Annotated in this window: 18 protein-coding genes and 1 pseudogene; 7 read left to right on the top strand and 12 right to left on the bottom strand. The window is 66.3% G+C overall.

The window, feature by feature from the left end; translation table 11 throughout:
* Positions 1–90: 90 nt before the first annotated feature.
* The 4 genes from XcuCFBP2542_RS10680 to XcuCFBP2542_RS10665 are packed head-to-tail and all read right to left on the bottom strand — an operon-like array spanning position 91 to position 4,830.
* On the bottom strand, positions 91–1,668 hold the full coding sequence (locus XcuCFBP2542_RS10680) for a DHA2 family efflux MFS transporter permease subunit (RefSeq protein ID WP_104603556.1): 1,578 nt from the start codon (positions 1,666–1,668) through the stop codon (positions 91–93).
* Positions 1,669–1,674: 6 nt separating this feature from the next.
* Positions 1,675–2,868: an HlyD/EmrA/EmrK family protein gene (locus XcuCFBP2542_RS10675; RefSeq protein ID WP_104603555.1), complete on the bottom strand. Its 1,194-nt coding sequence runs from the start codon at positions 2,866–2,868 to the stop codon at positions 1,675–1,677.
* 10 nt (positions 2,869–2,878) lie between these two features.
* On the bottom strand, positions 2,879–4,393 hold the full coding sequence (locus XcuCFBP2542_RS10670) for an AdeC/AdeK/OprM family multidrug efflux complex outer membrane factor (RefSeq protein ID WP_104603554.1): 1,515 nt from the start codon (positions 4,391–4,393) through the stop codon (positions 2,879–2,881).
* On the bottom strand, positions 4,390–4,830 hold the full coding sequence (locus tag XcuCFBP2542_RS10665) for a MarR family winged helix-turn-helix transcriptional regulator (protein ID WP_104603553.1): 441 nt from the start codon (positions 4,828–4,830) through the stop codon (positions 4,390–4,392). Before XcuCFBP2542_RS10665 ends, XcuCFBP2542_RS10670 begins: the two co-directional genes overlap by 4 nt.
* 103 nt (positions 4,831–4,933) lie before the next feature.
* Here XcuCFBP2542_RS10665 and XcuCFBP2542_RS10660 point away from each other — a divergent pair.
* Positions 4,934–5,072: pseudogene (locus tag XcuCFBP2542_RS10660) on the top strand (helix-turn-helix domain-containing protein); the annotation flags it as partial.
* Positions 5,073–5,133: 61 nt separating this feature from the next.
* Complete coding sequence (gene parC / locus XcuCFBP2542_RS10655) at positions 5,134–7,377, top strand: DNA topoisomerase IV subunit A (RefSeq protein WP_104603552.1); 2,244 nt, start codon at positions 5,134–5,136, stop codon at positions 7,375–7,377.
* Positions 7,378–7,731: 354 nt separating this feature from the next.
* Here the strand turns inward: parC and bfr are convergent, their stop codons facing one another.
* A complete protein-coding gene (bfr, locus tag XcuCFBP2542_RS10645) occupies positions 7,732–8,217 on the bottom strand; it encodes a bacterioferritin (protein ID WP_064509054.1) in 486 nt (161 codons plus the stop codon).
* Between the two features lie 282 nt (positions 8,218–8,499).
* Between bfr and XcuCFBP2542_RS10640 the strand changes: the two genes are divergently transcribed.
* The 3 genes from XcuCFBP2542_RS10640 to hpaM all read left to right on the top strand — a co-directional run bounded on the left by XcuCFBP2542_RS10640 (position 8,500) and on the right by hpaM (position 14,634).
* Positions 8,500–10,884 carry a penicillin acylase family protein gene (locus XcuCFBP2542_RS10640; RefSeq protein WP_170066983.1) on the top strand — a complete coding sequence of 795 codons (2,385 nt, stop codon included), beginning with the start codon at positions 8,500–8,502 and terminating at the stop codon, positions 10,882–10,884.
* Between the two features lie 283 nt (positions 10,885–11,167).
* The gene (locus XcuCFBP2542_RS10635) at positions 11,168–13,312 is read left to right on the top strand and encodes a TonB-dependent siderophore receptor (RefSeq protein WP_104603548.1); all 2,145 of its coding nucleotides are present in this window, start codon (positions 11,168–11,170) and stop codon (positions 13,310–13,312) included.
* Positions 13,313–13,581: 269 nt separating this feature from the next.
* Positions 13,582–14,634 carry a type III secretion-associated outer membrane-bound protein HpaM gene (gene hpaM, locus XcuCFBP2542_RS10630; RefSeq protein ID WP_170066982.1) on the top strand — a complete coding sequence of 351 codons (1,053 nt, stop codon included), beginning with the start codon at positions 13,582–13,584 and terminating at the stop codon, positions 14,632–14,634.
* A 54-nt stretch (positions 14,635–14,688) separates the two neighbouring features.
* Here hpaM and asnB read toward each other — a convergent pair whose 3' ends face one another.
* From asnB to XcuCFBP2542_RS19720, 7 genes are all read right to left on the bottom strand, one after another.
* Positions 14,689–16,383 carry an asparagine synthase B gene (asnB, locus tag XcuCFBP2542_RS10625; protein WP_104603547.1) on the bottom strand — a complete coding sequence of 565 codons (1,695 nt, stop codon included), beginning with the start codon at positions 16,381–16,383 and terminating at the stop codon, positions 14,689–14,691.
* Between the two features lie 295 nt (positions 16,384–16,678).
* Entirely contained in the window at positions 16,679–17,812 is a 1,134-nt protein-coding gene (gene dapE, locus XcuCFBP2542_RS10620; protein ID WP_104603546.1) for a succinyl-diaminopimelate desuccinylase, read from the bottom strand.
* A gap of 111 nt (positions 17,813–17,923) precedes the next feature.
* Entirely contained in the window at positions 17,924–18,280 is a 357-nt protein-coding gene (locus XcuCFBP2542_RS10615) for an arsenate reductase (protein WP_104603545.1), read from the bottom strand.
* Between the two features lie 75 nt (positions 18,281–18,355).
* Positions 18,356–19,471, bottom strand: a complete 1,116-nt coding sequence (dapD, locus tag XcuCFBP2542_RS10610; RefSeq protein ID WP_104603544.1) for a 2,3,4,5-tetrahydropyridine-2,6-dicarboxylate N-succinyltransferase — start codon at positions 19,469–19,471, stop codon at positions 18,356–18,358.
* A 16-nt stretch (positions 19,472–19,487) separates the two neighbouring features.
* Entirely contained in the window at positions 19,488–22,097 is a 2,610-nt protein-coding gene (locus tag XcuCFBP2542_RS10605) for a [protein-PII] uridylyltransferase (protein ID WP_104603543.1), read from the bottom strand.
* Positions 22,094–22,870 (bottom strand): type I methionyl aminopeptidase, encoded by a 777-nt coding sequence (gene map / locus XcuCFBP2542_RS10600; protein WP_104603542.1) that lies wholly within the window; start codon positions 22,868–22,870, stop codon positions 22,094–22,096. The genes XcuCFBP2542_RS10605 and map overlap by 4 nt, the downstream gene beginning before the upstream one ends.
* A gap of 144 nt (positions 22,871–23,014) precedes the next feature.
* Entirely contained in the window at positions 23,015–23,179 is a 165-nt protein-coding gene (locus tag XcuCFBP2542_RS19720; RefSeq protein ID WP_170066981.1) for a hypothetical protein, read from the bottom strand.
* On the opposite strand from XcuCFBP2542_RS19720, the gene XcuCFBP2542_RS10595 reads away from it, so the two are divergent.
* A complete protein-coding gene (locus tag XcuCFBP2542_RS10595; RefSeq protein WP_167526837.1) occupies positions 23,178–23,702 on the top strand; it encodes a Csu type fimbrial protein in 525 nt (174 codons plus the stop codon). The genes XcuCFBP2542_RS19720 and XcuCFBP2542_RS10595 overlap by 2 nt on opposite strands.
* Positions 23,703–23,710: 8 nt before the next feature.
* A complete protein-coding gene (locus XcuCFBP2542_RS10590) occupies positions 23,711–24,481 on the top strand; it encodes a fimbrial biogenesis chaperone (RefSeq protein ID WP_104603540.1) in 771 nt (256 codons plus the stop codon).
* The last annotated feature ends 12 nt before the right edge of the window (positions 24,482–24,493 follow it).

The raw sequence follows: 24,493 nt of genomic DNA, 5'->3' as shown, positions 1-24,493 counted from the left end.
CGGCCTTCGCCTGCATCAGCACAACAATGCGCCGATGCGCGACGCACCATCCCGCTGCACAGCGGGATGGTGCGCGATCATCCTTGCCGCTCAGTGCCCACCAGCCGCCGCACCACCGGCACCCGCACCGAACGGCGGCTTGGCCAACCACAGGAAGATGATGATCGCCAGGAACGTCCAGCCGAGCAGGTAGAAGATGTCGTTGAAGCCCATCTGCGACGCCTGGTGATTGATCGTGTTGTTGAGGAAGGCGGCGCCGCGTTGCAGATCGCCCTGCCCCATGGCGGTGACCTGCTCCTGCATGCCGGGCGTATAGACCGAGATGTGTTCGGTGATATGCGCATGGTGCACCTGGGTGCGACGCGCCCACAGATAGGTGGTGAGCGAGGCGGCGAAGCTGCCGCCCAGCGTACGCAGGAAGGTCGCCAGGCCCGAACCCGCCGCGATCTCGCGTCCATCCAGGTCCGATAGCAGGATCTGCAGCACCGGCATGAAGAACAGTGCCCCCCCCACGCCCATCACCAGCTGGATGGTGGCCACATGGGCGAAGTCCACCTGCAGGTTGAAGTTGGAGCGGAAGAAGCTGGTGAAGGACATGAACACGAACGCGATGGTGGCCAACATGCGCAGGTCGAAGCGCAGTGCGTATTTACCCACGAAAGGCGTCATCAGCACCGGCAGGATGCCGATCGGCGCGGTGGCCAGGCCGGCCCAGATCGCGTTGTAGCCCATGTCGCGCTGCAGCCACTGCGGGATCAGCAGGCTCACGCTGAAGAATGCCGCATACGCCACCACCATCGCCAAGGTGCCGGCGCGGAAGTTGCGATGCCGGAACAACTTGAGATCGACGATGGGATCCTTGTCGGTGAGTTCCCAGATCACGAACACCACCAGCGCGACCGCAGCAACGCAGGCCAGCACGATGATCTTGTCCGAGGAAAACCAGTCTTCGTCGTTGCCCAGGTCCAGCACCAGTTGCAGCGCGCCCACGCCGACCACCAGCAGGATCAGGCCGATGTAGTCCATGCGCGGCTTTTCCAGCTGTTCCGGGCGATGCCGCAGCTGCGAACCGACGATGCTGCTGGCGATGATGCCCAGCGGCACATTGATGAGAAAGATCCATTCCCAGCTGTAGTTGTCGGTGATCCAGCCACCCAGGATCGGCCCGGCGATCGGCGCCACCACGGTAATCATCGCCAGCAACGCCAGCGCCTGCCCGCGCTTTTCGCGCGGGTAGATCGACACCAGCAGGCTCTGGGTGATGGGATACATCGGCCCTGCCACGAAGCCCTGCAGCGCGCGCGCCACCACCAGCATGCCCATGCTCTGCGCAAGACCGCACAGCAGCGAGGCGACGGTGAAGGCCAGCGTGGACCACACGAACAACTTGGTTTCGCCGAAGCGACGACTCAACCAGCCGGTCAGCGGCAATGCAATCGCGGTGCTCACCGCGAACGAGGTGATGACCCAGGTGGCTTGCTGCGAACTGGCACCGAGATTGCCGGCGATGGTGGGCAGCGAGACGTTGGCGATGGTGGTGTCCAGCACCTGCATGAACGAGGCCATCGCCAGGCCCACGGTGCACAACGCCACGCTCGCCGGACGAAAGCCGGCGGCGGGCGCCGGTGCCGCCGGGCCGCCGGGCGTGGTGGGAGCTTGCGAAGACATGCTGGCTCAGCCCGCCTTGGTGGCCGCCTGCGGCGGCAGGTTGTCCTGGATGATGCGCTGGATGTCGGCGTCGGCCGCCTGCAACTGCTGCGCATACACGTCGGTGGAGAACACCGCACCCGTGGCGGCCTTGGCCGGCAACACGCTGCCTTGCTGGTCGTGCAGATTCACCTCGACCTTCATCGACAAGCCGATCCGCAATGGATTGGCAGCCAGTTGCTTGCTGTCCACGGCGATACGCACCGGCACGCGCTGCACGATCTTGATCCAGTTGCCGCTGGCATTCTGCGCCGGCAACAGCGAGAACGCGCTGCCAGTACCCAGCCCCAGGCTCTCGATGCGGCCGGTGTAATCCACGCCACTACCGTACAGGTCCGAATGCAGCTCCACTGGCTGGCCCAGGCGCATGTGCTTGAGTTGGGTCTCCTTGAAGTTGGCTTCCACCCAGACCTGCTCCAGCGGCACCACCGCCATCAGCACGCTGCCCGGCTGTACGCGCTGGCCAACCTGCGCCGAACGCCGCGCGACATACCCCGACACCGGCGCCACCACGTCGGTGCGCGCATGGTTGAGATGGGCCTGACGCAGCTGCGCGGCGGCCGCCTGCACATCCGGCTGGCTGGAAACCGCACCATCGTCCACCAGCGCGCGGCTGCGTTCCAGGGTCTCACGTGAGCCGCTCACCGCCGCTTCGGCAGCCGCCAGCTCGTCACGGGTATGCGCCAGTTCTTCGTTGGAGATGGCGCCAGTGGCGGCCAGGTCCTTGCGCCGCGCGAAGTCGGCACGGGCGCTGCGCAGCGTCACTTCGCGCGCGGAGACGTCGGCCTGCGCACCTTCCACGCTGCGGTACAGCCCGCGCACCTGGCGCACCGTCCTGGCCAGGTTGGCTTCGGCCTGCTGCAGTGCCACGGCGGTATCGGCCGGGTCCAGCTGCACCAGCAACTGGCCGCGCTCCACGCGCATGCCGTCTTCGGCGCCGATGCTGACCACGGTGCCGCCCACCATCGGGGTGATCTGCACCTGGTTGCCCTGCACGTAGGCGTCGTCGGTGTCCTCGTGCCAGCGGCCGACCAGGAAGTACCACGCCACCAGACCGACGATCGCCAGGATCACCAGAATGGCCACGATGCGCAGCGCCGCACGGCGCTTGCTGGGTGCGGCCGGCGCGGGTTGGGAAGAAGCAGGAGTCGTCTGGCTCATCGTCGCTGTCTCAGGAATTCGGTTGTGCGGGAGTGGTCGCGGTTGCTGCGTTGTCGCGTGCGGGTTCCGGCGTGTAGCCGCCACCCAGTGCACGCTGCAACCTCACCGAGGCCAGGAGTTGTTGCGACTGCAGCCCGGCCATGCGCTGGCGTGCGACGAGCAACTGCTCCTGCACGCTGAGCACTTCCAGGTAGCTACCGATGCCGGCGCGGTAGCGCTGCTGCGCGAGTTCGAATGCGGCGGTCACCGTCTGCACGCCCTGGTCCTGTGCCTGGGCGCGCTGCTCCAGCGAGCGCACGGCGCTGACCTGGTCGGCCACTTCGCGCAGGGCGGCAATCACCTTCTGGTTGTAGTCGGCCACCGCCAGGTCATATTGCGCGTCGCGACCGGCCAGGTTGGCGCGCAGCTTGCCGCCGTCGAAGATCGGCAGGCTCAGCGCTGGCGCCACCAGGCCGAACACCGAGCCGCTTTCCAGCAGCTGGCCGACATCCGGGTTGATGACGCCGCCCAGTGCGACCAGGTTGAGGCTGGGATAGAAACGGGCCTTGGCAACCGCGATGTCCTTGTTGGCCGCCTCTACCCGCCAACGCGCTGCCACCACGTCCGGGCGACGGCCCAGCAGATCGGCCGGCAGGGTGCTCGGCAAGTGCGTGGCGAACCCGCTGCCCAGGGTGGGGCGTGCAATCTGCAGCCCGCGATCCGGGCCCTGCCCGACCAGCGCGGCCAGTGCGGTGCGCGCCTCGTCGATCTGCTGCTGAGCGGACTGCAGTTGCTGCTGTGCGGCCGGCACGCGCGCCTGCGCCTGCCGCACCTGCAGGTCGCTGTCGATGCCGGCACCGCGACGTTGCCGGGTCAGATCCAGGGTCTTCTGCGCACGCGCCAGCTCGTCGTTGGCCACATCGTGCAGGCTCCACGCATAGGACAGCTGCGCATAGCCTTCGGCGATCGCCGCCGACAGGTTCAGCCGCGCGGCCTGTGCATCCACCTCGGCGGCATGCGTCTGATCCACCGCCGCTTCCCAGGCGGCTCGCTTGCCACCCCATAGATCCACGCCATAGCGGAAATCCAGCACCGCCTGCGCGCTGCCGCCGTAACTGCCGCCCAGCGCGTCGCCGACCATCGATTCGGGCAACTGCAATCCGGTATAGCCACCGGAGACCGACAGGCTGGGGCAGCGCTCGGCCTGCGCGCTGCCGATGCGCGCCTGGGCCTGGCGCAGCCGCGCATCGGCAGCAGCCAGGCTGGGGCTGTGCTGCAGGCCCTCGGCGATGAGGGCATCCAGTTGCGCATCGCCCAGCGTGCGCCACCAGTCGCTGGCCGGCCATGCGGCCGGACTCAACCCGGCCTGCGCCAGGGTGCGCTCGGCCTGCACGTCGCCGGGCTGCAGCACGGTGGCTTGCGGTGCCAGACCACGGCTGCTGGCGCACGCGGCCAGCGCCAGGGTCAGCGCGGTGAGGACTAGCGGCCGCGTCAGGCGCATCGAGCGCGGGCGCAGCGTCTGAAGAAAGGAACTAGCAGCGTTCATGAGTTGAGTGCATCGCGGACACGAAGGAGAAGGGAGGTGAGTTGCTCGCGCTCGGGAACGGACAGATCGCGCAGGCCGTATTCGATGGCACGTTCACCGCGCAGCCGCAGCCGCTGCCACAACGCCGCGCCCTGTTCGGTCATGACGATCTGCAGCGCGCGTCGGTCCTGGGCATGCGGTTCGCGGCGCACCGCGCCCAGCGACTCCAGCTTGTCGAGCAGGCGGGTGACCGCGCTCGGCGTCTGGTCCAGCGCCAGGGCCAGTTCATTGGCCGTGCACGGCGAGCGCACGGCAAGGATCTTCAGGCCGACGTAGTGGCTGAAGCCGAAATCGGGCAATTCGCCCTTCATTTCGGCATCGAGCTGACGCATCAAGGCGTCGCGCACCTGGCGCAACAGCAATCCAAACGAAGGCGGGGTATCGGGGTGATCGCTCATGCGGCCATTTTATTCCGCATAATATATTTGTCAACGCAAATATGTTGATCGCGATTAAACCGCCAGCAAGCATCGCTATACCAAGCGGCCGGCGTGGCGGCGGCGGGTGGCTGGCCAACTCGGCTACAGCCGCCCCCGATGCCTTCGTCAGCGTATTCCACCGCCATTTCGGCGTCCCGCCCACGCGCTATCTGGCGAGCGACCACGCGCGCAGCTTGGCATCCCCCGCCGCATCCGGATAATCGGCGCTCTTCGAGTCCGCGCCCTGGCGCGGAGTCTTCTTCACGCAGGACCTGGCTTTACATGACCGATCTGACCCGCCCCACCTTCCATGGCTTCGAACAGCTGCCGCTGCGCGAGTACGCCGAACGCGCTTATCTCGACTACTCGATGTACGTGGTGCTGGACCGCGCCCTGCCGTTCCTGGGCGATGGCCTGAAACCGGTGCAGCGCCGCATCATCTTCGCGATGAGCGAGCTCGGCCTGAACGCGGCTGCCAAGCCGAAGAAGTCCGCGCGCACCGTGGGCGATGTGATCGGTAAGTACCACCCGCATGGCGACAGCGCCTGCTACGAGGCGCTGGTGCTGATGGCGCAGCCGTTCTCGTACCGCTACCCGCTGATCGAAGGCCAGGGCAACTTCGGTTCCACCGACGACCCCAAGTCGTTCGCGGCGATGCGCTACACCGAATCCAAGCTGACCCCGATCGCCGAAGTGCTGCTGGGCGAGATCGGCCAGGGCACCACCGACTGGGCAGCCAATTTCGACGGCACCCTGGAAGAACCCACCTGGTTGCCGGCGCGCCTGCCGCACCTGCTGCTCAACGGCACCACCGGTATCGCGGTGGGCATGGCCACCGACGTGCCGCCACACAATCTCAACGAGATCGTCAGCGCGCTGCTGCGCCTGCTCGACGACCCCGACGCCAGCGTCGCCGACCTGTGCGAGCACGTACTGGGCCCGGACTACCCGACCACCGCCGAGATCATCACTCCGCGTGCCGACCTGCGCAACATCTACGAAACCGGCCATGGCAGCGTACGCGCGCGTGCCACCTACAAGAAAGAACACGCCAACATCGTCATCGATGCGCTGCCGTATCAGGTGTCGCCGTCCAAGGTGATCGAGCAGATCGCCCAGCAGATGCGCGCCAAGAAGCTGCCGTGGCTGGAAGACATCCGCGACGAATCCGACCACACCAGCCCCGTGCGGGTGGTGCTGGTGCCGCGCTCCAATCGCGTGGATGCCGAGCAGCTGATGGGCCACCTGTTCGTCACCACCGACCTGGAACGCAGCTACCGCGTCAACCTCAACGTGATCGGCCTGGATGGCCGCCCGCAGGTCAAGAATCTGCGCCAACTGCTGAGCGAATGGCTCACCTTCCGCAGCGACACGGTCACCCGCCGCCTCAACCATCGCCTGCAGAAGGTGGAACGTCGCCTGCACTTGCTGGAAGGCCTGTTGATCGCCTTCCTCAACCTGGACGAAGTGATCCGCATCGTCCGCAGCGAGGACGAACCCAAGCCGGTGCTGATCGCGCGCTTTGCGCTGAGCGAGGAACAGGCCGAATACATCCTGGAAACCAAGCTGCGCCAGCTGGCGCGCCTGGAAGAAATGAAGATCCGTGGCGAGCAGGAAGCGCTTGCCAAGGAACGCGCGCAGATCCTGGCGATCCTGGACAGCAAGGCCAAGCTGAAGAAGCTCATCAAGGACGAGCTCACTGCCGATGCCAAGAAGTTCGGCGACGCACGCCGCTCGCCACTGGTGCAGCGCGGTGCCGCCCAGGCCATCGACGAAACCGAGATGGTCGCCAGCGAACCGATGACCGTGGTGCTCTCCGAAAAGGGCTGGGTGCGCGCGGCCAAGGGGCACGAGGTGGATCCGGCCGGCATGTCGTATCGCGATGGCGATGGCCTGCTGGTGGCGGTGCGCAGCCGCAGTACCCACCAGGTGGCGTTCCTGGATTCGGACGGCCGGGCGTACTCCACTGCGGTGCACACCCTGCCCTCGGCGCGTGGCAACGGCGAACCGTTGACCGGGCGGTTCTCGCCGGCATCAGGTGCGGCATTCCAGGTCATGGCCAGCGCCGACAACGCCACTCGCTTCGTGCTGGCGTCCTCGCACGGCTACGGCTTCGTCACCCGCTTCGAGAACCTCACCGGCCGCAACAAGGCCGGCAAGGCCATGCTCAATCTCACCGCAGGTTCGCACGTCCTCACGCCCGCACAAGTGAGCAACCCGCAGACTGATCGGATCGTCGCGGTTACCAGTGCCGGCAACCTGCTGGCGGTGCCGGCCACCGACGTGCCCGAGCTGGACAAGGGCAAGGGCAACAAGATCATCGAGATCCCCAAGGCTAAGCTCGGCACCGAGCGCGTGGTCGCGGTGGTCGCGGTCGCCCCGGGCAATACGCTGCTGGTGCGCAGCGGCGCACGCACCATGAGCCTGTCGTTCAAGGATCTGGAGATGTATGTGGGTGCGCGTGCGAGTCGTGGGTCGTTGTTGCCGCGCGGGTGGCAGAAGGTTGATGGGCTGGAAGTGCAGTAACGGTGGTTCACCCATCCGGCGCGCAGCGGCGCGGCCGGCACTGCGGGCGCCTCAGGCTGCTGAGGCGCGGCGCGCAGCGGCGCAACCGACACGGCCGTCGCCTCAGGCTGCTGCCCCGAAGTACATGCGCTGTTCGATGTGCGGTGGCAGGTGCAGCCGTTGGAACAAGGCGACATCCGCGCACAGGAACCGCGTTCTTCGCGCCAAGGGTGTCACCGCACTGACCACGGCGGTCATCGCCTGCAACGCGACTGAGCGCAGGTTCGCCGGCCATGCGACGATGCGCGCCGCATGGCCCACACGCCCTCGCCACGCTGCCTTGCACAGCGCGGCGCTCGGGCCACACGGATGCAATCAACCGGCCACGTGGCCCTTGTCGATCTTCGAGGTCTGGTACAGCTCCAGGCCGATCCGCTTGATGAGGCCCAGCTGCTGCTCCAGCCACCAGGCGTGATCTTCTTCGGTGTCCTGCAGTTGCTTGAGCAGCACGTCGCGGCTGACGTAGTCGCCATGCTCCTCGCACAGCTTCATGCCGGCGGCCAGCGCGGCGCGCACTTCGTACTCCACCACCAGATCGCGCTCGAGCATCTCCACCACGGTCTTGCCGGGGGTGAACTCGGCCGGGCGCATGTCCGGGTCGCCCTCCAGGAACAGGATGCGCCGCAGCAGCGCGTCGGCATGCTCAGTCTCTTCCTGCATCTCGTGGTTGATGCGCTCGTACAGCGCCATCAGGCCCTGGTCTTCGTAACGGCGCGAATGCAGAAAATACTGGTCGCGTGCCGCCAACTCGCCGCGCAGCAGCTGCTTGAGGTAATCGACGACTTCAGGATGGCCTTTCATGGTGTGCTCCAGCGACGCAATGTGCGCATGGTGCCCTATCTGCTCAGGCAATGATCTAATCGGAATCACTTTCAGTTGCGCTTGCGGCCAGACCCACCACCGTCATGGCCGGCGGCGACACTGCCCACGACGGACCGCCCATCACGCCGCGACCGACGTGGCGCAGCTGGGGCTTCGAATCGGCATGTGCCGCTCGTACACTGCCGGTCCTTCACGTCACCGTCCCGCATGCCGACATCCGCATGCCGGTGGCCACTCCCGACCGAACTCAAGGAATCGACAATGCGTCAATGGCTGGGCCGGCTATCGCTGGGAATCGTGCTGCTGGCGCTGGTCGTCGCTGCGATCGTGTTCCTGTTGCTGCGCGGCAGCCTGCCGCAACTGGACGGTGCCAACGGTCTTGCCGGTTTGCACGCACCGGTCAGCGTACAGCGCGACAGCAACGGCGTGGTCACCATCGATGCACACAGCCGGATCGATGCGCTGCGCGCGCTCGGCTACGTGCACGCGCAGGAACGCTATTTCGAGATGGATCTGATGCGCCGCGCGCCCGCTGGCGAGTTGTCCGAACTGTTCGGCGCCAAGGCCCTTGACCTGGACAAGCGCAACCGCGTGCACCGGCTGCGGGCGCGCGTGCAGGCCAACCTGGACATCGCCCTGGGCAGCCAGCGCGACGCGCTGCAGGCCTATACCGAAGGTGTCAATGCCGGACTGGCGGCGCTGCGGGTGCGGCCATGGGCATACCTGCTGCTGCGGCAGCGCCCGCGTGCCTGGACCCTGGACGACTCCATCCTCACCGGCATGGCGATGTATGCCGATCTGCAGGACAACGACAACCAGACCGAGCTGGCCGCCGCGCGTATTCGCGCGGTGGTGCCGCCAGCCCTGGCAGCCTTGCTCGACCATCAGGGCTCCAGTTGGGACGCGCCGCTGTTCGGGCCGGCACAGGGCGATGCCGTGCTGCCCGATGCAGCGGCACTGGATCTGCGCCGGCTGCCACACGCGCTCGCGCTGCCGCGCGCCGAGCAGCCCACGCCAGGCAGCAATAATTTCGCGGTGGATGGCACGCTCACCGCTGACGGCCGCGCCATCGTTGCCGACGACATGCATCTGGGTCTACGCGCGCCCAACATCTGGTTCCGTGCGCGGCTGCGCTACCCCGACCCCGGCGCAACCGACGGCAAGGTGGACGTCACCGGCTTCACCCTGCCCGGCCTGCCGGCGGTGGTGGTGGGCAGCAATGGACATGTGGCCTGGGCCTTCACCAACAGCTTCATCGATACCGCCGATTTCGCACGCATCCCGGCAGCAACGCCAGGGCACCCGCAGGCACTGACCACGCAGGTGGAAACCATCCGCGTGGCCGGCGCAGCGCCGGTGCGCCTGGAGGTGCGCGAAGCGGCCTGGGGGCCGGTCGTGCACGACAATGCCGATGGCAGCGTGCTGGCGTTGCGCTGGGCCGCGCAGTTGCCCGGTGCGATCGGCCTGGATTTCATGCGATTGAGCAGCGCGAGCGATCTTGCCGGCGCATTCGCGGTGGCGGACCGCTCCGGCATTCCTGCACAGAACCTGGTGGTGGCCGACCAGAGCGGGCGCATCGCCTGGCGCTTGATCGGCGCGCGCCCGGCGCGCAACGCCGGCTGCAGCCCGAGCGGCATCGCCGAACTGGCGAACGTCGCGGCGCCAGCGACGCCTCCAGCCGCCACGACGGGCTGCACGCCGTGGCCGGTGCGCAGCGACACGGCGCCTGCATTGATCGACCCACCCTCGCATCGGCTCTGGACCGCCAACAGCCGCGTGGTCGACGCGCCGCAGCTGGCGATCCTCGGCAACGCGGGCTACGACCTCGGCGCGCGGGCACAGCAGATCCGCGACGACCTGTTCGCCAAACAGCGCTTCACCGAGCGTGATCTGCTGGCGATCCAGCTGGATGATCGCGCGCTGCTGCTGACGCGCTGGTGGCAGCTGTTGCGTGGCGTGGTCACACACAGCCAGGACCCGGCGCTGCAGCAGATCGAGCGCGCCACGCGGCAGTGGGACGGGCATGCGTCCGCCAGGTCGGCCAGCTACCGCATCGTGCGCGACTTCCGCAGCAAGACCATCGATGCGGTGGAAGCAGGTTTGCTGGCGCCCGCCAGGTCGGCATTGGGCGAGGCGTTCCTGCCGCCGCGGCGTGCACAGATGGAAGGGATCGTTTGGCCGCTGCTGCAGCAACGCCCGGCGCATCTGCTGCCGCCCAACCACACCAGCTGGGATCGGCTGCTCAGCGATGCCGCACGCGATGCGCACACTGCGCTACTTGCACAAGGCGAGCCGGGCCAGCCGCTCGGCGAACGCCGCTGGGGCGAACGCAACACCGCCTCCATCTGTCATCCCATCGCGCGCGCACTGCCTGCGCTCGCCCAGCGCTGGCTGTGCATGCCGCCCGATCAATTGCCGGGCGATCGCGACATGCCGCGCGTACAAGGCCCGGCATTCGGCGCCTCCGAACGCATGGTGGTCTCCCCTGGCCACGAACAGGACGGCATCGTGCATATGCCCGGTGGCCAGAGCGGCCACCCGCTGTCGCCGTTCTGGGGCGCAGGACACGATGATTGGGTGCATGGCCGGCCCACCCCATTCCTGCCGACCGCCACCCGCTATACGCTGCAGTTGCAGCCGAAATAAGCGCTCGCATGCGATGCCACGCATCTTGCGCCGGCTTCAAGCGGCTTGCTGCATGACAGAGGGGACGAGGCGTCGCCCGCACCCTCATCCGCCCTTCGGGCACCTTCTCCCGGCGGGAGAAGGGATGCGCTGGCATTGTGGGATTTGTTTCTGCGTCTGCGCAGCTCGGGCCTGCACCGCTGCGCATCCTGGTAGCGGTAGCCACTGCCCAGCAACCAATCCGCGCGATCAAGCAAGCACATCATGCTAAGATGCACTTGATAACCATTCCCATTAGTACCTAATGCGCCCCACGCTTCTTGTCGCCGCGCTCGCGGCTGCCCTGGCTTTGCCATCGCCTCGCGCTTTCGCTCAACACCACACCAGCACCGCTTCCACCGTCACCGACCTGGATGGCGTCCATGTCATCGGCCGCGCGCAGACCCTGTACAAATCCGAGGATGCGGCGGTCGCCACACGCACCGACACTCCGTTGGCACTTGTCCCACAATCAGTGCAGGTACTGCCACGCGAGCTGATCGACGATCAGGCCGCACGCCAGATCACCGATCTGTACCGCAGCATCAGCGGCATCAGCTTCTTCAGCTATGCCGGCGTCACCCTGCGCGGGTTCCGCCAGGAAAACGTGCTGTACGACGGCCTGCGTGGCGATCCGTATGCCGGTTTCTCGGTGCCGCAGCTGTTCAACATCGAACGGGTGGAAGTGCTCAAGGGCCCGGCCGGTGCCCTGTATGGCGGCGGCGAACCAGGCGGCGTCATCAACTACGTCACCCGCAAGCCTGCGCACCAGGCACAGCGGCGGGTGGAGCTGCAGGTGGGCAACCAATCCTTTGGCGCGGCCTCGTTCGAAGCCACCGGCCCGGCGCGCGCCGATGGTCGTGTGCGCTACCGCATCGGTGCGTATGCCGACGGCGAAGACGGATTTCGCTGGAATACCGACAGCCAGAGCCAGATCGGTGATGCCTCGGTGGCGTTCGACATCGGCCAGACCGGCGAACTGACCCTGCAATACACCGACATCACCCAGAACCTGGGTGGCAACCGCCTGCGTGGCGTGCCGGTGGATAACGACGGCAACTTCCTCACCGACCGCCGCTGGAACCACAACGAGCCCACCGACTTCCTGGACATGCGCGCCAAGGTGGCGTTCGCGCAATACCGCTTCTCGCCGTCCAGCGCGTGGGACGTGGATATGGCGTTGCGCTGGTTCAAGAACGCCGAGCATCAGATCTATCACGAGCCAATGGGCCTGATCGATCGCGATCGCGATGGCACCGCCGAGTGGATGACGCGCCAGCTGCGCAACCAGTACCGCGACAACGATGCCGTTTCCAGCAACGTCAACGCGGTGTTTCGCACCAGCACCGGCGGCATCGAACACAAGCTGTTGATGGGCGCCGACTACTACCGGCTGGATGCCGACTTCCGCGCGCAGACCGCCAACACCGCCGATACCGGACGCGTGCGCGGTCCGGTGCCGGGTATCGACCTGTTCAACCCGGTGTACGGCCGCAGCGGTTTCTACGATTACGGCCTGGACACGCTGCCCTGGCGCGCCACCAGCACCCGCAGCCAGCGCTACGGCGCCTACCTGCAGGACGAACTCACCCTCACCCCGCGCTGGCATGCGATGGCCGGACTGCGCTGGGACGGCTTCAAGGACGACAATCGACTGGATGATTCGCGCGTCACCGGCAACGATCTGAGCTGGCGCATCGGCAGCACCGTGGTGCTGCGCGAGGGCATCAATGCCTATGCCAGTTACGCCAGCGGTTTCCTGCCGCAGGACGCCGCCAGCCAGGACGCCAGCGTGGGCGGGCCCTTCGAGCCGGAGCGCAGCACGCAGTGGGAGCTGGGCCTGAAGACCGCGCTCAACGATGGCGGGCTCACCTTGAACACCGCGCTGTATCGCATCGAGCGCAGCAATATCGTGCAGGCGAATGGGCAGGTCGTGGACGGCGTCAATCAACTGTCCGCACTCGGCCTGGTGCGCAGCGAAGGGCTGGAAGTGGACCTGCTGGCCGACCTCACCGAGCGCTGGGTGCTCAACCTCACCTACGCCTACAACGATGCGCGCGTGCTCGATGCCGGCACCAATGGCATCACCAATGCCTCCGGCGACCGGTTCGCCAATGCGCCGCGCAACACCTTCGGCCTGTGGACGCGTTACGACCTGCCGGCCTGGCGCTCGGCCATCGCGTTCGGTGCCGATTACGTGGGCGAACGCGTTAGCCTGGAGGGCCAGCGGGTCAAGCCGTATGCAATCTACGACATCAGCTGGCAGACCCAGTGGGATGCGTGGAAGCTGCAGGTCAACGTCAAGAACCTGTTCGACAAGGTCTATGCAATCAGCGGCTTCAATGCACGCGGCGGGCATTTCCCCGGCGAGCCGCGCCGCATCTATGCGCAGCTGGCGTATAGCTTCTGAGCTCGGCGGTGCGCCGCGCAGCGACGTGTGCAGGCGCACGACACGTGGGAAGCGCCATCCACCACGCAGGTAGACGGCAATGCATGCAGTGCGCCAGTTGCGTCATGGCGCACTGCACGCATTGCGCGAGGCCAGGCAATGAACCTGCGCCGAATTACGCGCGCGGCCATGGGCTGGAACTTAACGTCCGGTGGGACACACTAGAGATCGTCGCGATCAGCAGCCTGCTGCAGCACGATCGCCCTCCTCCCCCACTGACCGGAATCCGCATGCCTCAGCTTGCCCGCTCCGTTTCCGCCCTGTTGCCCCTGGTGTTTGCCGCCGCCTGCTCGGCCGCGCCACCGACCCCACCCGGCCCACCTGCCGCGCCCGTGGCCAGTTGCACCGCCAAGGTGAAGCACGGACAGGACCTGCAGAAAGCCATCGACAAACTGCCGCAAAGCGACAAGCCGGCCGTGTTATGCCTGGAAAAAGGCGAATTTCCGTTGAGTGGCCTGGTGTCGATTCATCGTGGCAACCTCACCCTGCGCGGCAAGGGTCCCACCACGGTGCTGCGCATGGCCGATGGCGTGCAGCAGCCGGCATTGGTGGTCGGCGACTACGAAAACCAGCAGCCCACCGGGGTGATCCGCAATGTCAGCATCGAAGACATGCAGATCGTGGCCAGCACTGGCGACAAGGAATTCATGCCAGAGCGCCCGTATCTGAGCAATAGCGCGGTGGTGGTGCGGTCCGGCCAAGGCATTCGGCTGGCTGGCCTGCAGGTCAACAAATGCCGCAGCGCCTGCCTGCTGAGCGAATACGACACGCGCGAGATCACCATCGAGAACAACGATGTCTCCGGTGCGATCTGGGACGGGGTGTCGTTCAATCGCACCGCCAAGGTCACCATGGTCAACAACTACATCCACGACAACGTGGCCGCAGGCCTGACCACCGAGCATCTGGAAGACAGCGAGATCCGCAACAACCGCTTCGAGCGCAATGGCAGCCAAGGCATCTACCTGTCGGATGCGCGCCGCAACCGCTTCAGCAACAACGTGTTCGATGGCAACAAGGTGGCCGGTGTGTTCCTGGCCTGCGCCATCCGCTACCGCACGCCGGAAATCCTGTGCTGGGACAACAGCATGAGCCAGGACAACGTGTTCGAGAACAACCGCTTCGCCAACACCCCGTTCACCTACACCATCGGTGTGGACCGTGCGGCCAACTGCACTGCCGCCGACTTCAAGCCGAACCTGTGGCGCAACAACCAGGCCGATGTGGCAGGGGTGGATATCGATCCGCAGCGTTACGGCTACTGCGTGCGCCACGAGCAATAAGCCACGGCGGCCGGCAGCGCCACCGCGCATGCCGGCCGCTGCGGTTGCATCGGGTTACGAAGCCAGCGCCTGCGCGTGCACCCCTGCGATGGCGCGGCCGGAAGGGTCGGCCATGGCGGCAAAGCTCGCATCCCATGCGATGGCGGTCGGCGAGGAGCAGGCAATCGACTTGCCGCCCGGCACCGTTTCGGCTGCCGCCTGGCTGGGGAAGAACTGCTCGAACAGGCGGCGATAGAAATACGCTTCCTTGGTCTGCGGCGGGTTGACCGGAAAACGCCGGTCCGCCGCGGCCAGCTCGCGATCGCTCACATGCGCGGCGGCATGCGCCTTGAGCCCATCGATCCAGCCATACCCCACGCCATCGCTGAATTGCTCCTTCTGCCGCCACAGGATCGATTCCGGCAGATACCCGGCAAACGCCTCGCGCAACACGCCTTTTTCCATCCGAATTGCGCCGCTGCTGGTCTTGTCGATCATCTTGTGGCTGGCATCCATGCGCATGGCCACGTCCAGGAACTCGCGATCCAGAAACGGCACCCGCGGCTCCACGCCCCAGGCCATCATCGACTTGTTGGCGCGCAAGCAATCGTAGTTGTTGAGCGCGTCGAGCTTTCGCACCAGTTCCTCGTGGAATTGGCGGGCGTCGGGCGCCTTGTGGAAGTACAGATAGCCGCCGAAGATTTCGTCGCTGCCTTCGCCCGACAACACCATCTTGACGCCCATCGCCTTGATCCGCCGCGCCAGCAGGAACATCGGGGTGGATGCGCGAATGGTGGTGACGTCATAGGTCTCGATATGGCGGATCACTTCCGGCAACGCATCCAGCCCTTCTTCGAAGCTGTACTCAAAGCCGTGATGCACGGTGCCGATCGCCGCGGCAGCCACTTCGGCAGCGGCAAGATCCGGCGAACCCTTCAGCCCAATCGCGAACGAATGCAGCCGCGGCCACCAAGCTTCGGTGGTGTCGTTCTCCTCGACGCGATGGCGGGCGTAGCGCGCCGCCACGGCGGCAACCAGCGACGAATCCAGGCCGCCGGAGAGCAGCACGCCATACGGCACGTCGGTCATCAGCTGGCGATGCACCGCGCGTTCGAAGGCTTCGCGCAGTTCCTGCAACGGCACCTGCACGCCTTCCACTGCGCCATAGTCGCGCCAGGCGCGCTCGTAATAGCGGCTGAGTGCACCGGTGGCACTGTCATACCAATGGCCCGGCGGAAACTGCGCCGCATCGGCGCAATCGTCCACCAGCGACTTCAATTCGGAGGCCACCCGCAACCGCCCCTCGCGGTCGTGACCCCAGTACAGCGGCACCACACCGATAGGGTCGCGCGCGATGATGACCCGCCCGGCCGCCTTGTCCCACAGCGCGAACGCGAAGATACCGTTGAGGCGATTGAGCGACGAGGCCGGCGCATCCTCGCGATACAGCGCGTTGATGACCTCGCAATCGGAGCCGGTCTGGAAGGCGTAGGGCTGCAGCAGCTCGGCCTTGAGTTCGCGATGGTTGTAGATCTCACCGTTGACCGCCAGCACCAGTTGCCCATCGGCGGACAACAAGGGTTGCGAACCACCGGCCGGGTCGACGATGGCCAGGCGCTCATGCACCAGGATCGCGCCGGCATCGACATGGACACCGCTCCAGTCCGGGCCGCGATGGCGCTGCCGCTGCGAACATTCCAACGCCTGCCGGCGCAGCGCCTGCAGATCGTCGCCGGGTTGCAGGCCGAAAATACCGAAGATGGAACACATGGAAACACTCCTGATGGAACGGTGGGATCGCGTGGCCGGTGGACAAGCGTGCTGCACGACAATGACACCCATAAAAAAAACCCGCATCGGCCGATGCGGGTTTTCTGATTCCTGGGCGTTTGGTGGTACTTCGCCTAGTCGCAGACCCGCATCGGCCGCGCACGATTATTCGCGCGCAGGGCAGTGCGGTTGACGTTATTGCTGTTGGCGAGGCGGATGACCATGCAGCCGACGCTAACCGTTCGTTTTCGCCGGCGCAACTGTTTCAGCGGCAACGACGGCGGCGCGCTGGCAGTCACGCGACCAGCAGCCGCTCGACCAACCTGCGATACAGCGCCGGCAAGGCTTCCAGATCGGCCACGCGCACATGCTCGTCGACCTGATGGATGCTGGCATTGACCGGGCCGACCTCGATGCACTGCGCGCCCAGCGGTGCGATGAAGCGCGCATCGGAGGTACCGCCGCCGGTACTTTCTTCCGGCGGTGCGCCGGCGAACTGGCCCAACACCTCGCGCGCGACGCTGCGCAGGCGGCCTTCCGGGGTATAGAACGGCTCGCCGCTGCGACGCCAGCGCAGCGCGTAGTCCAGCCCGTGTCGATCGAGCATGGCAGTGATTTCCGCTTCCAGCCGCGGCGCATCCCAATGCGGGGTATAGCGCAGATTGAAGGCGACCTGCAGCTCGCCGGGGATCACGTTGTTGGCACCGGTGCCGGCATGGATGTTGGACAGTTGCAGGCTGGTGGGCGGAAAACGTTCGAAGCCGGTGTCCCACTGCCGCGCCACCAGCTCGGCCAGCGCCGGAGCGGCCTGGTGGATGGGATTGCGCGCCTTGTGCGGGTACGCCACATGGCCTTGCACCCCACGCACCGTCAGCGCGCCGGACAGGCTGCCGCGCCGGCCCACCCGCAACAGATCGCCCAGCCGCTCGGTGGACGAGGGCTCGCCGGTGATGCACCAGTCGATACGCTGCCCGCGTGTGCGAAACAACTCGGCCACGCGACGCACGCCGTCGATGGCATCGCCCTCTTCATCGGAGGTCAGCAGCATCGCCAGCGTGCCGGGATGCTGCGGGTACTCGGCCACGAACTGCGCTGCGGCGACGGCGAACGCAGCCACGCTGCCTTTCATGTCGGCCGCGCCGCGCCCGTACAACACGCCATCGCGGACCTGTGGCACAAACGGATCGCTGGCCCAGGCCTCGCGCGGGCCTGGCGGCACCACGTCGGTGTGGCCGAGCAGTACCAGCACCGGTGCACCGCTGCCGTGCGTGGCCCAGAGATTGTCGACCTCGCCCAGGCGCAGGTGTTCGCAAGCAAAACCTGCCGCCGCCAGGCGCTCGGCGAGCAGTGCCTGGCAGCCGGCATCGTCGGGAGTCACCGACGCGCGCGCGATCAGGTCGCAGGTCAATTGCAGGACGTCGCTGGTCATCGTTCTCTCTTGTCAGTGGATGCATGTCGCGCATGCGTGGGGAACGGACAGCCTGCGCTCGCACGCAGCACTCTGCAGCCCATCAGGCGAAACGATGGTGCTGCAGTGGCTTCAGCCGGTCGGAAAGCGCGCCTTGAAGCCGTTGTCGGAGAAGCCCTGGCTCACGAGGCCATCGTCGGTCACCACCACCGGGCGGCGGATCAGCTGCGGATATTCACGCAGCAGCAGTTTCCATTCTGCCTCCGAACCAGGCGTCTTCTTGTTGTCGGGCAACTGCCGCCAGGTGGTGGAGGACTTGTTGATCAAGGCATCGAATCCGCCCGCCTTGCCGGCCCACTCCAGCAGCGTCTCCGGCGACGGCTTGTTGTCCCGGTAATCCACGAACGTGGAGGCGACACCGAAACGGTCCAGCCATTTGGTGGCCTTTTTGCAGGTGTCGCAGTTCTTCAAGCCGTAGAGCGTGGTCATCTTTGTATCCTGGAAAATCGGCCTGTAAAGCCCCTCTCCCGCCGGGAGAGGGGTTGGGGTGAGGGTACGGGCCAATCAATCCGCCAGCCCACGCAACAGTTCATTGACGCTGGTCTTGCTGCGCGTTTTCGCATCCACCTGCTTGACGATCACCGCGCAATACAACGAATGCGTCCCGTCCTTGGACGGCAACTGGCCGGAGACCACCACGCTGTAGGGCGGCACGTAGCCGTAGGACACCTCGCCGGTGGCGCGGTTGTAGATCCGCGTACTCTGGCCGATGAACACGCCCATGCCGATCACGCTGTGGTGGCCGATGACCACGCCTTCGACCACTTCCGAACGCGCACCGATGAAGCAGTGGTCCTCGATGATGGTGGGGCTGGCCTGCAACGGTTCGAGTACGCCGCCGATGCCGGCGCCGCCGGATAGATGGCACTGCTTGCCGATCTGCGCGCACGAGCCCACCGTGGCCCAGGTGTCGACCATGGTGCCTTCGCCGACGTAGGCACCGATGTTGGTGAAGCTCGGCATCAGCACCACGTCCTTGCCGAAATAACTGCCGCGACGCGCCACCGCGCCCGGCACCACGCGTACGCCGGCCTTGCGGAATTCCGCCTCATGGAAGCCGGCAAAGCGCGATTCCACCTTGTCCCAGAACGGCGCTGGCTGCGCATCGATCACCGCCATCTCGTTGACGCGGAAGTACAGCAGCACGGCTTTCTTCAACCACTCGTTGACAGTCCAGCCACCCTGCCCGTCCGGCTCGGCCACGCGGAACTCTCCGCTTTCCAGGCCGTCGATCACGCGCGTGACAATGGCGCGGGTGGACCCGTCGATCTCGTCGATGGTCAAACTCGCGCGACGTTCGAACGCGCTTTCGATGCCCAACTTGAGTGCGTCATGGCCCACCGGCGTTGCAGCACCGTGCACAGCCTGCTTCGTGATCGGCTGCTTCTTTGCTGCGGCAGCCTTCGTGGCGGCCGGTGCAGACACCACCTTGGTCGGCTGCTTGGGCACGCGCGGCGCAGCGGCCGTCGCGGTCTTGCCGGCCGTCTTCCTTGCAGCGGTCTTCTGCGCTGCTGCGCCAGGTGCAACGGCCTTCTTGCCGGCCGTCACGCCCGCGCGCTTGGGCACGGCGTTGGTGGTGGTCGCGCGCTGCTTGCGCGCGGTCTTCTTGGTGGTGGCCATGGGGGTCTCCGGGGGGCTAGGCAGGATCGAGACAGGCGCACAACGCATCGCGCAGCGCCTGCCGGGCGGGTTCGGACAACGGGCGGTCGTGCTCGTCGGTGATCTGGAACTGATCTTCGGCACGCTCGCCGAAGGTGGCAATGCGCGCGTCGTGCACGCGCAGGTGCTGCATGCGCAATACATGCGCCACGTCGGCGAGCAGGCCGGGGCGGTCGGGGGCGACCAGGCTGATCCGGGTCCGGCGCCCGCCAGCGCTTTCGCTGAATTCCACGCGCGGCGCAAAGCGGAAATGCCGCAACTGGCGCGGCACCGCGCGTCGCGCCGGGCGCACCTTCGCCAGGTCGCCAGCCAGCACCTGGCGCAAGGCAGTAGCAAGCCGTTGCGGGTCGCCGTCGGCGAAACTTTCCTGCGGCAGCACTTCGAACACGTCCAGGATCGCATCGTGCGGCGCGTCCAGCACCCGTGCGCGATGCACGCCGTAGCCCTTGCGATCCAGCGTGGCGACGATCGCCGCGAACAGGCCGTCGCGGTCGGGCGAATAGACGAACAGTTCCAGTGCGTCGTTGTCCGGCACCGCGCGCCGTGCCTTGACCAGGGTCTGGCCGATCTCGACCTCGATCAACGACGCCGCCTGCCAGGCCAGCTGTTCGGGCCGGAAGCGCAGGAAGTTCTCGTCCGGCATGCCGGCGAACTGGCGATCGATGGTGACATCGTCGTGCCCTTGCGCCTGCAGCAGCGCGCGTGCAGAGTCGCGTGCCTCGCGCAGGCGTTCCTCGCGCGGCGGCGGATGTTCCAGCCCTTCGCGCAGCGCGCGGCGTGCGGCGAAGTACAGATCGGCCAGCAAGCGATCCTTCCACGCATTCCACAGCTTGGGGCTGGTGCCGGCAATGTCGGCGCAGGTCAGCAGGTACAGATAATCCAGCCGCTCGCGCGTGCCCACCAGCGTGGCGAAGCGATGGATCACCTCCGGGTCGGAGATGTCCTGCTTCTGCGCGGTGATCGACATGCGCAGGTGCTGCTCCACCAGCCAGGTCACCAGTTCGGTATCACCTTCGCTCAGCCGATGCGACAGGCAGAACGCGCGCGCATCCACCGCGCCCAGTTCGGAATGATCGCCGCCGCGGCCCTTGGCGATGTCGTGGAACAGGCCGGCCAGCAACAGCAATTCCGGCTTGCGCAGACGCGGCCAGACTTCATGGGTGATGGAAAAACGCTCGTCAGCGCGGCCGGCCGCAAACAGCGCGATGTTCCGCAGCACCATCAGCGTGTGCTGGTCCACCGTGTAGACGTGGAACAGGTCGAACTGCATGCGTCCGGAGACGCTGGCAAACGCGGGAATCCACTGCCCCAGCACGCCCAGCCGCGCCATGCGGTTGAGCGTTTCCACAGCGCGCGGGCCGCGCAGCAGTGCCATGAAACGGTCGCGCGTAGCGGCATCGGCCGCGTCGTAGGCTGGCAGCGCGTGCAGTACCTCGGCCAGTGCCCGCGCGGTCAGCGAATGCAGTCCGCGCACCTCGCGATGCGTCGCCCATTGCGCGAACAGCGCAAACACCTGCAGCACATCGCCCTGCGGCCAGCTGTCGGCATCGGCGGCCAGGTAGCCCCGGCGCAGGCTGAAGCCTGCACCGAGCGGCTCGGGCACCGCCTCGCCATCGAACTGTTCTTCGAAGCGTTGCAGCAACCGGTCGGTGACGCGACGAATCACCGCAGCGCTGCGGTAGAAGCCCTGCATCATCTTTTCCACACCCAGGCTTTCCGGATCGTCGGCAAAACCCAGACGCTGCGCCAAGGTCTTCTGATAATCGAAGCGCAGGCGCTCTTCCGGGCGGTTGGCCACGATATGCAGGCCGAAGCGCAGCCGCGCCAAAGCATCGCGCTCGCGCCGCAGCGCCACCGCTTCGTCGAAACCGACATGGCCCAGCCCGACCAAGGCCTCCAGGTCCTTGACCCCGAACGCACGCAACGCCATCCAGCCCAATGTCTGCAGGTCGCGCAAACCGCCCGGGCCATCCTTGATGTCGGGTTCGAGATTATCGGCGGTATCGCCGAAGCGCTGGTGGCGCGCGAGCAGTTCCTCGCGCTTGGCCTGGAAGAAATCCCGCGGCGGCCATACCTGTTGCGGCGCGATCGCCTTCGCCAGGGCCGCGCGCGCCTCGCCATCGGCCACCAGCGCACGCGATTCGATCAGCGCAGTGAGCACCGTCTGGTCGGCCGCGGCCACCGTGCATTGTGCAGGCGAGCGCACCGCGTGGCTGATCGGCAGGCCCACATCCCACAGCAATGCGAACAGGCGCGCGAGGTGTTGCTCATGCTGCTGCTGGGCCGCGCCCTCGCTCAATACCAGCACGTCCACGTCCGAACGCGGGAACAGCTCGCCACGCCCGTAGCCACCCACTGCATGCAGCGACAGGCCACTGCCGGCGGGAATACAACGGGCCCAGGCGTTGCGCATCAATTGATCGACCGCGCGGGCGCGCAGCGCGATCAGCCGCTCGATCGGTTCGCCCTGGTCGAAGCGCTTGCACAGGCGCATGTCCGCATGCACCAGCAGCGGACGGGCCTGCGCGGCCCATTCCGCGTCGCCGGCGACGCCCGGGTCGGGTCGCTCCGCCGGCGTGTCCGTCATACCGGCGCGGGCGAATTGGCCGACAGCGTCAGCACATCCACGCCGTCGTCGGTCACTGCCACCATATGTTCCCACTGTGCGGACAACTTGCGGTCCTTGGTCACCACCGTCCAGCCGTCGGGCAGGGTCTTATGGTGATAGGTGCCTTCGTTAATCATCGGCTCGATGGTGAAGGTCATGCCCGGCTTGAGTACCAGGCCCTCGCCCGGACGGCCGTAATGCATCACCTGCAGTTCTTCGTGATAGACCTTGCCGATACCGTGGCCGCAGTAGTCGCGCACCACGCTGAAGCGCTCGGCTTCGGCGAACTTCTGGATCGCGTGCCCCACATCGCCCAGGGTGGCACCCGGCTTGACCGCGCGGATACCGCGCCACATTGCCTCATAGGTCGTGTCCACCAGCCGCTTGGCCATCACCGAAGGCGTGCCCACGTAATACATGCGGCTGGTATCGCCATGCCAGCCATCCTTGATGACGGTGACATCGATATTGACGATGTCGCCCTCCTTCAGGACCTTGGCCGCGCTGGGGATGCCGTGGCAGATCACGTTGTTGACCGAGGTGCACACGCTCTTGGGAAAGCCGCGGTAGCCCACGTTGGCAGGAATGGTGCCCTGCACGTTGACGATGTGGTCATGGCAGATGCGGTCCAGCTCGGCGGTGGTCACGCCCGGCTTCACATGCGGGGCCACCATATCGAGCACCTCGGCGGCCAGACGGCCGGCGACGCGCATCAGCTCGATTTCTTCTCTGGTTTTCAGATTGACATTCATGGCAGGGATTATCGCCGATTCGCGCTGAATCTGAACGGGCTGCGCCGACGATCTTGCAGATATGCGCAAGCAGGCAGGACGACGGGAAACCGTCGCTTGCGCTCATTCATTGTTGATCGCGTTCACATAGCGTCAAGGTTTCGTTTAGCGAGGCCATGCGCAGGCCATCACAAATCCAGCAAAAGATTCAACGGAAACAGCTAGATAGACGCCGAATTCACCGTTATGTTTGGCACGACGGATGCAATAGCAGGGAACGCGACGAGCCGTCGCGCCATTGATGACCCGATCGGTCAAGGAAATGTCCATGCGTACTCTTCACCCTGTCCTGTTGTCGCTCGGCCTGCTTGCCGGCGTGGGCGTCGTCCATGCCGCAGATACCACCACATTCAACGTCAAGATCGCCGTCACCAAGGCCTGCACCATCACCGCAGCCTCCGCGACGGACGTGGACTTCGGCTCGGTGCTGTCCACCTCCACCGCCAACGCCGACGCCAACGGCAGCGTGACTGCCCAGTGCACCGCACTGACGCCCTACAACATCGCGCTGAGTGCGGGCAGCAACGCCGGTACCGCGAACGACGTCACCACCCGGCGCATGAAGAACGCCGACCCCCTGGTCACCAGCAACAACTACATCGCCTACCAGCTGTACCAGGACCTGGGCCGCAGCACCGTTTGGGGCAGCACCACCGGCACCAATACGCTGAGCCGCACCGCCACCGGCATCAACCAGATCTATCCGGTCTACGGCCGGGTGACCAATCCTTCGCTCAACAATCCCGCTACCGGTAGCTACCAGGACACGATCACCGCCACCATCGTCTATTGAGGCCACGCATGCACGCGCCCCCTCGCCTGGCTCTTCGTCTGCTCCCCTGGCTGCTGCCGACTGCCCTGGCAGTGCTGCTGGGCCCGGGTGTCGGCGGGATGCTGCCGGCGGCGCAGGCGGCCAGCCTGCAGCTGGCGCCGACCTCGCTGAGCCTGGGCGCAGAACAGGCGGCCGACGGGCTGTGGCTGAGCAATAGCGGTGGTGCGCCGGTGCAGGTGCAGACCCGCGCCTATCGCTGGACCCAGCGCGATGGACAGGACCAGTTGGAGCCAACCCAGGAACTGCTGGTCAGCCCCCCCATGCGTACCCTGGCCGCCGGCGAGCGCCAATTGATCCGGGTGATCCGCGCCGGGCCGCCGCCCACCGGCGAGGAACGGTGCTACCGCATCATCGTCGACGAATTGCCCAGCGCCGATGCCGAGCGCAAGGGCATGCAGTTCGTGCTGCGCTACTCGGTGCCGATCTTCGTGCTGCCGCCGGGCAAGACCGCGCCTGCGCCCAGCCTGAGCGCACAGCTGGTCGCCGGCAGCGACGGCACCGCGCAGATCCAGATCCGCAACACCGGCAACGGGCATGCCCAGGTGGCCGACCTGCAACACCGCGTCGAGGGCACGACCAGGAGCGCGTTGAATGGCCTGGTCGGCTATGTGCTGCCCGGCCAGACCATGCGCTGGTCGCTGGGTGCTCCCGTGGCGCAGTTCGCGCGCGGCTCCATCATCGCAAGGATCAATGGTGAGGCCGACGAACGCACCCTGCTGGCCGCGCCCGCGGCCCCGTGACGCGGCCCGGCT

This window comes from Xanthomonas cucurbitae (genome assembly GCF_002939885.1).
In the GTDB taxonomy this organism is placed as follows: domain Bacteria; phylum Pseudomonadota; class Gammaproteobacteria; order Xanthomonadales; family Xanthomonadaceae; genus Xanthomonas; species Xanthomonas cucurbitae.
Note: the sequence above shows the minus strand (reverse complement) of the source record. Positions and strands in the feature narration are given on the sequence as shown.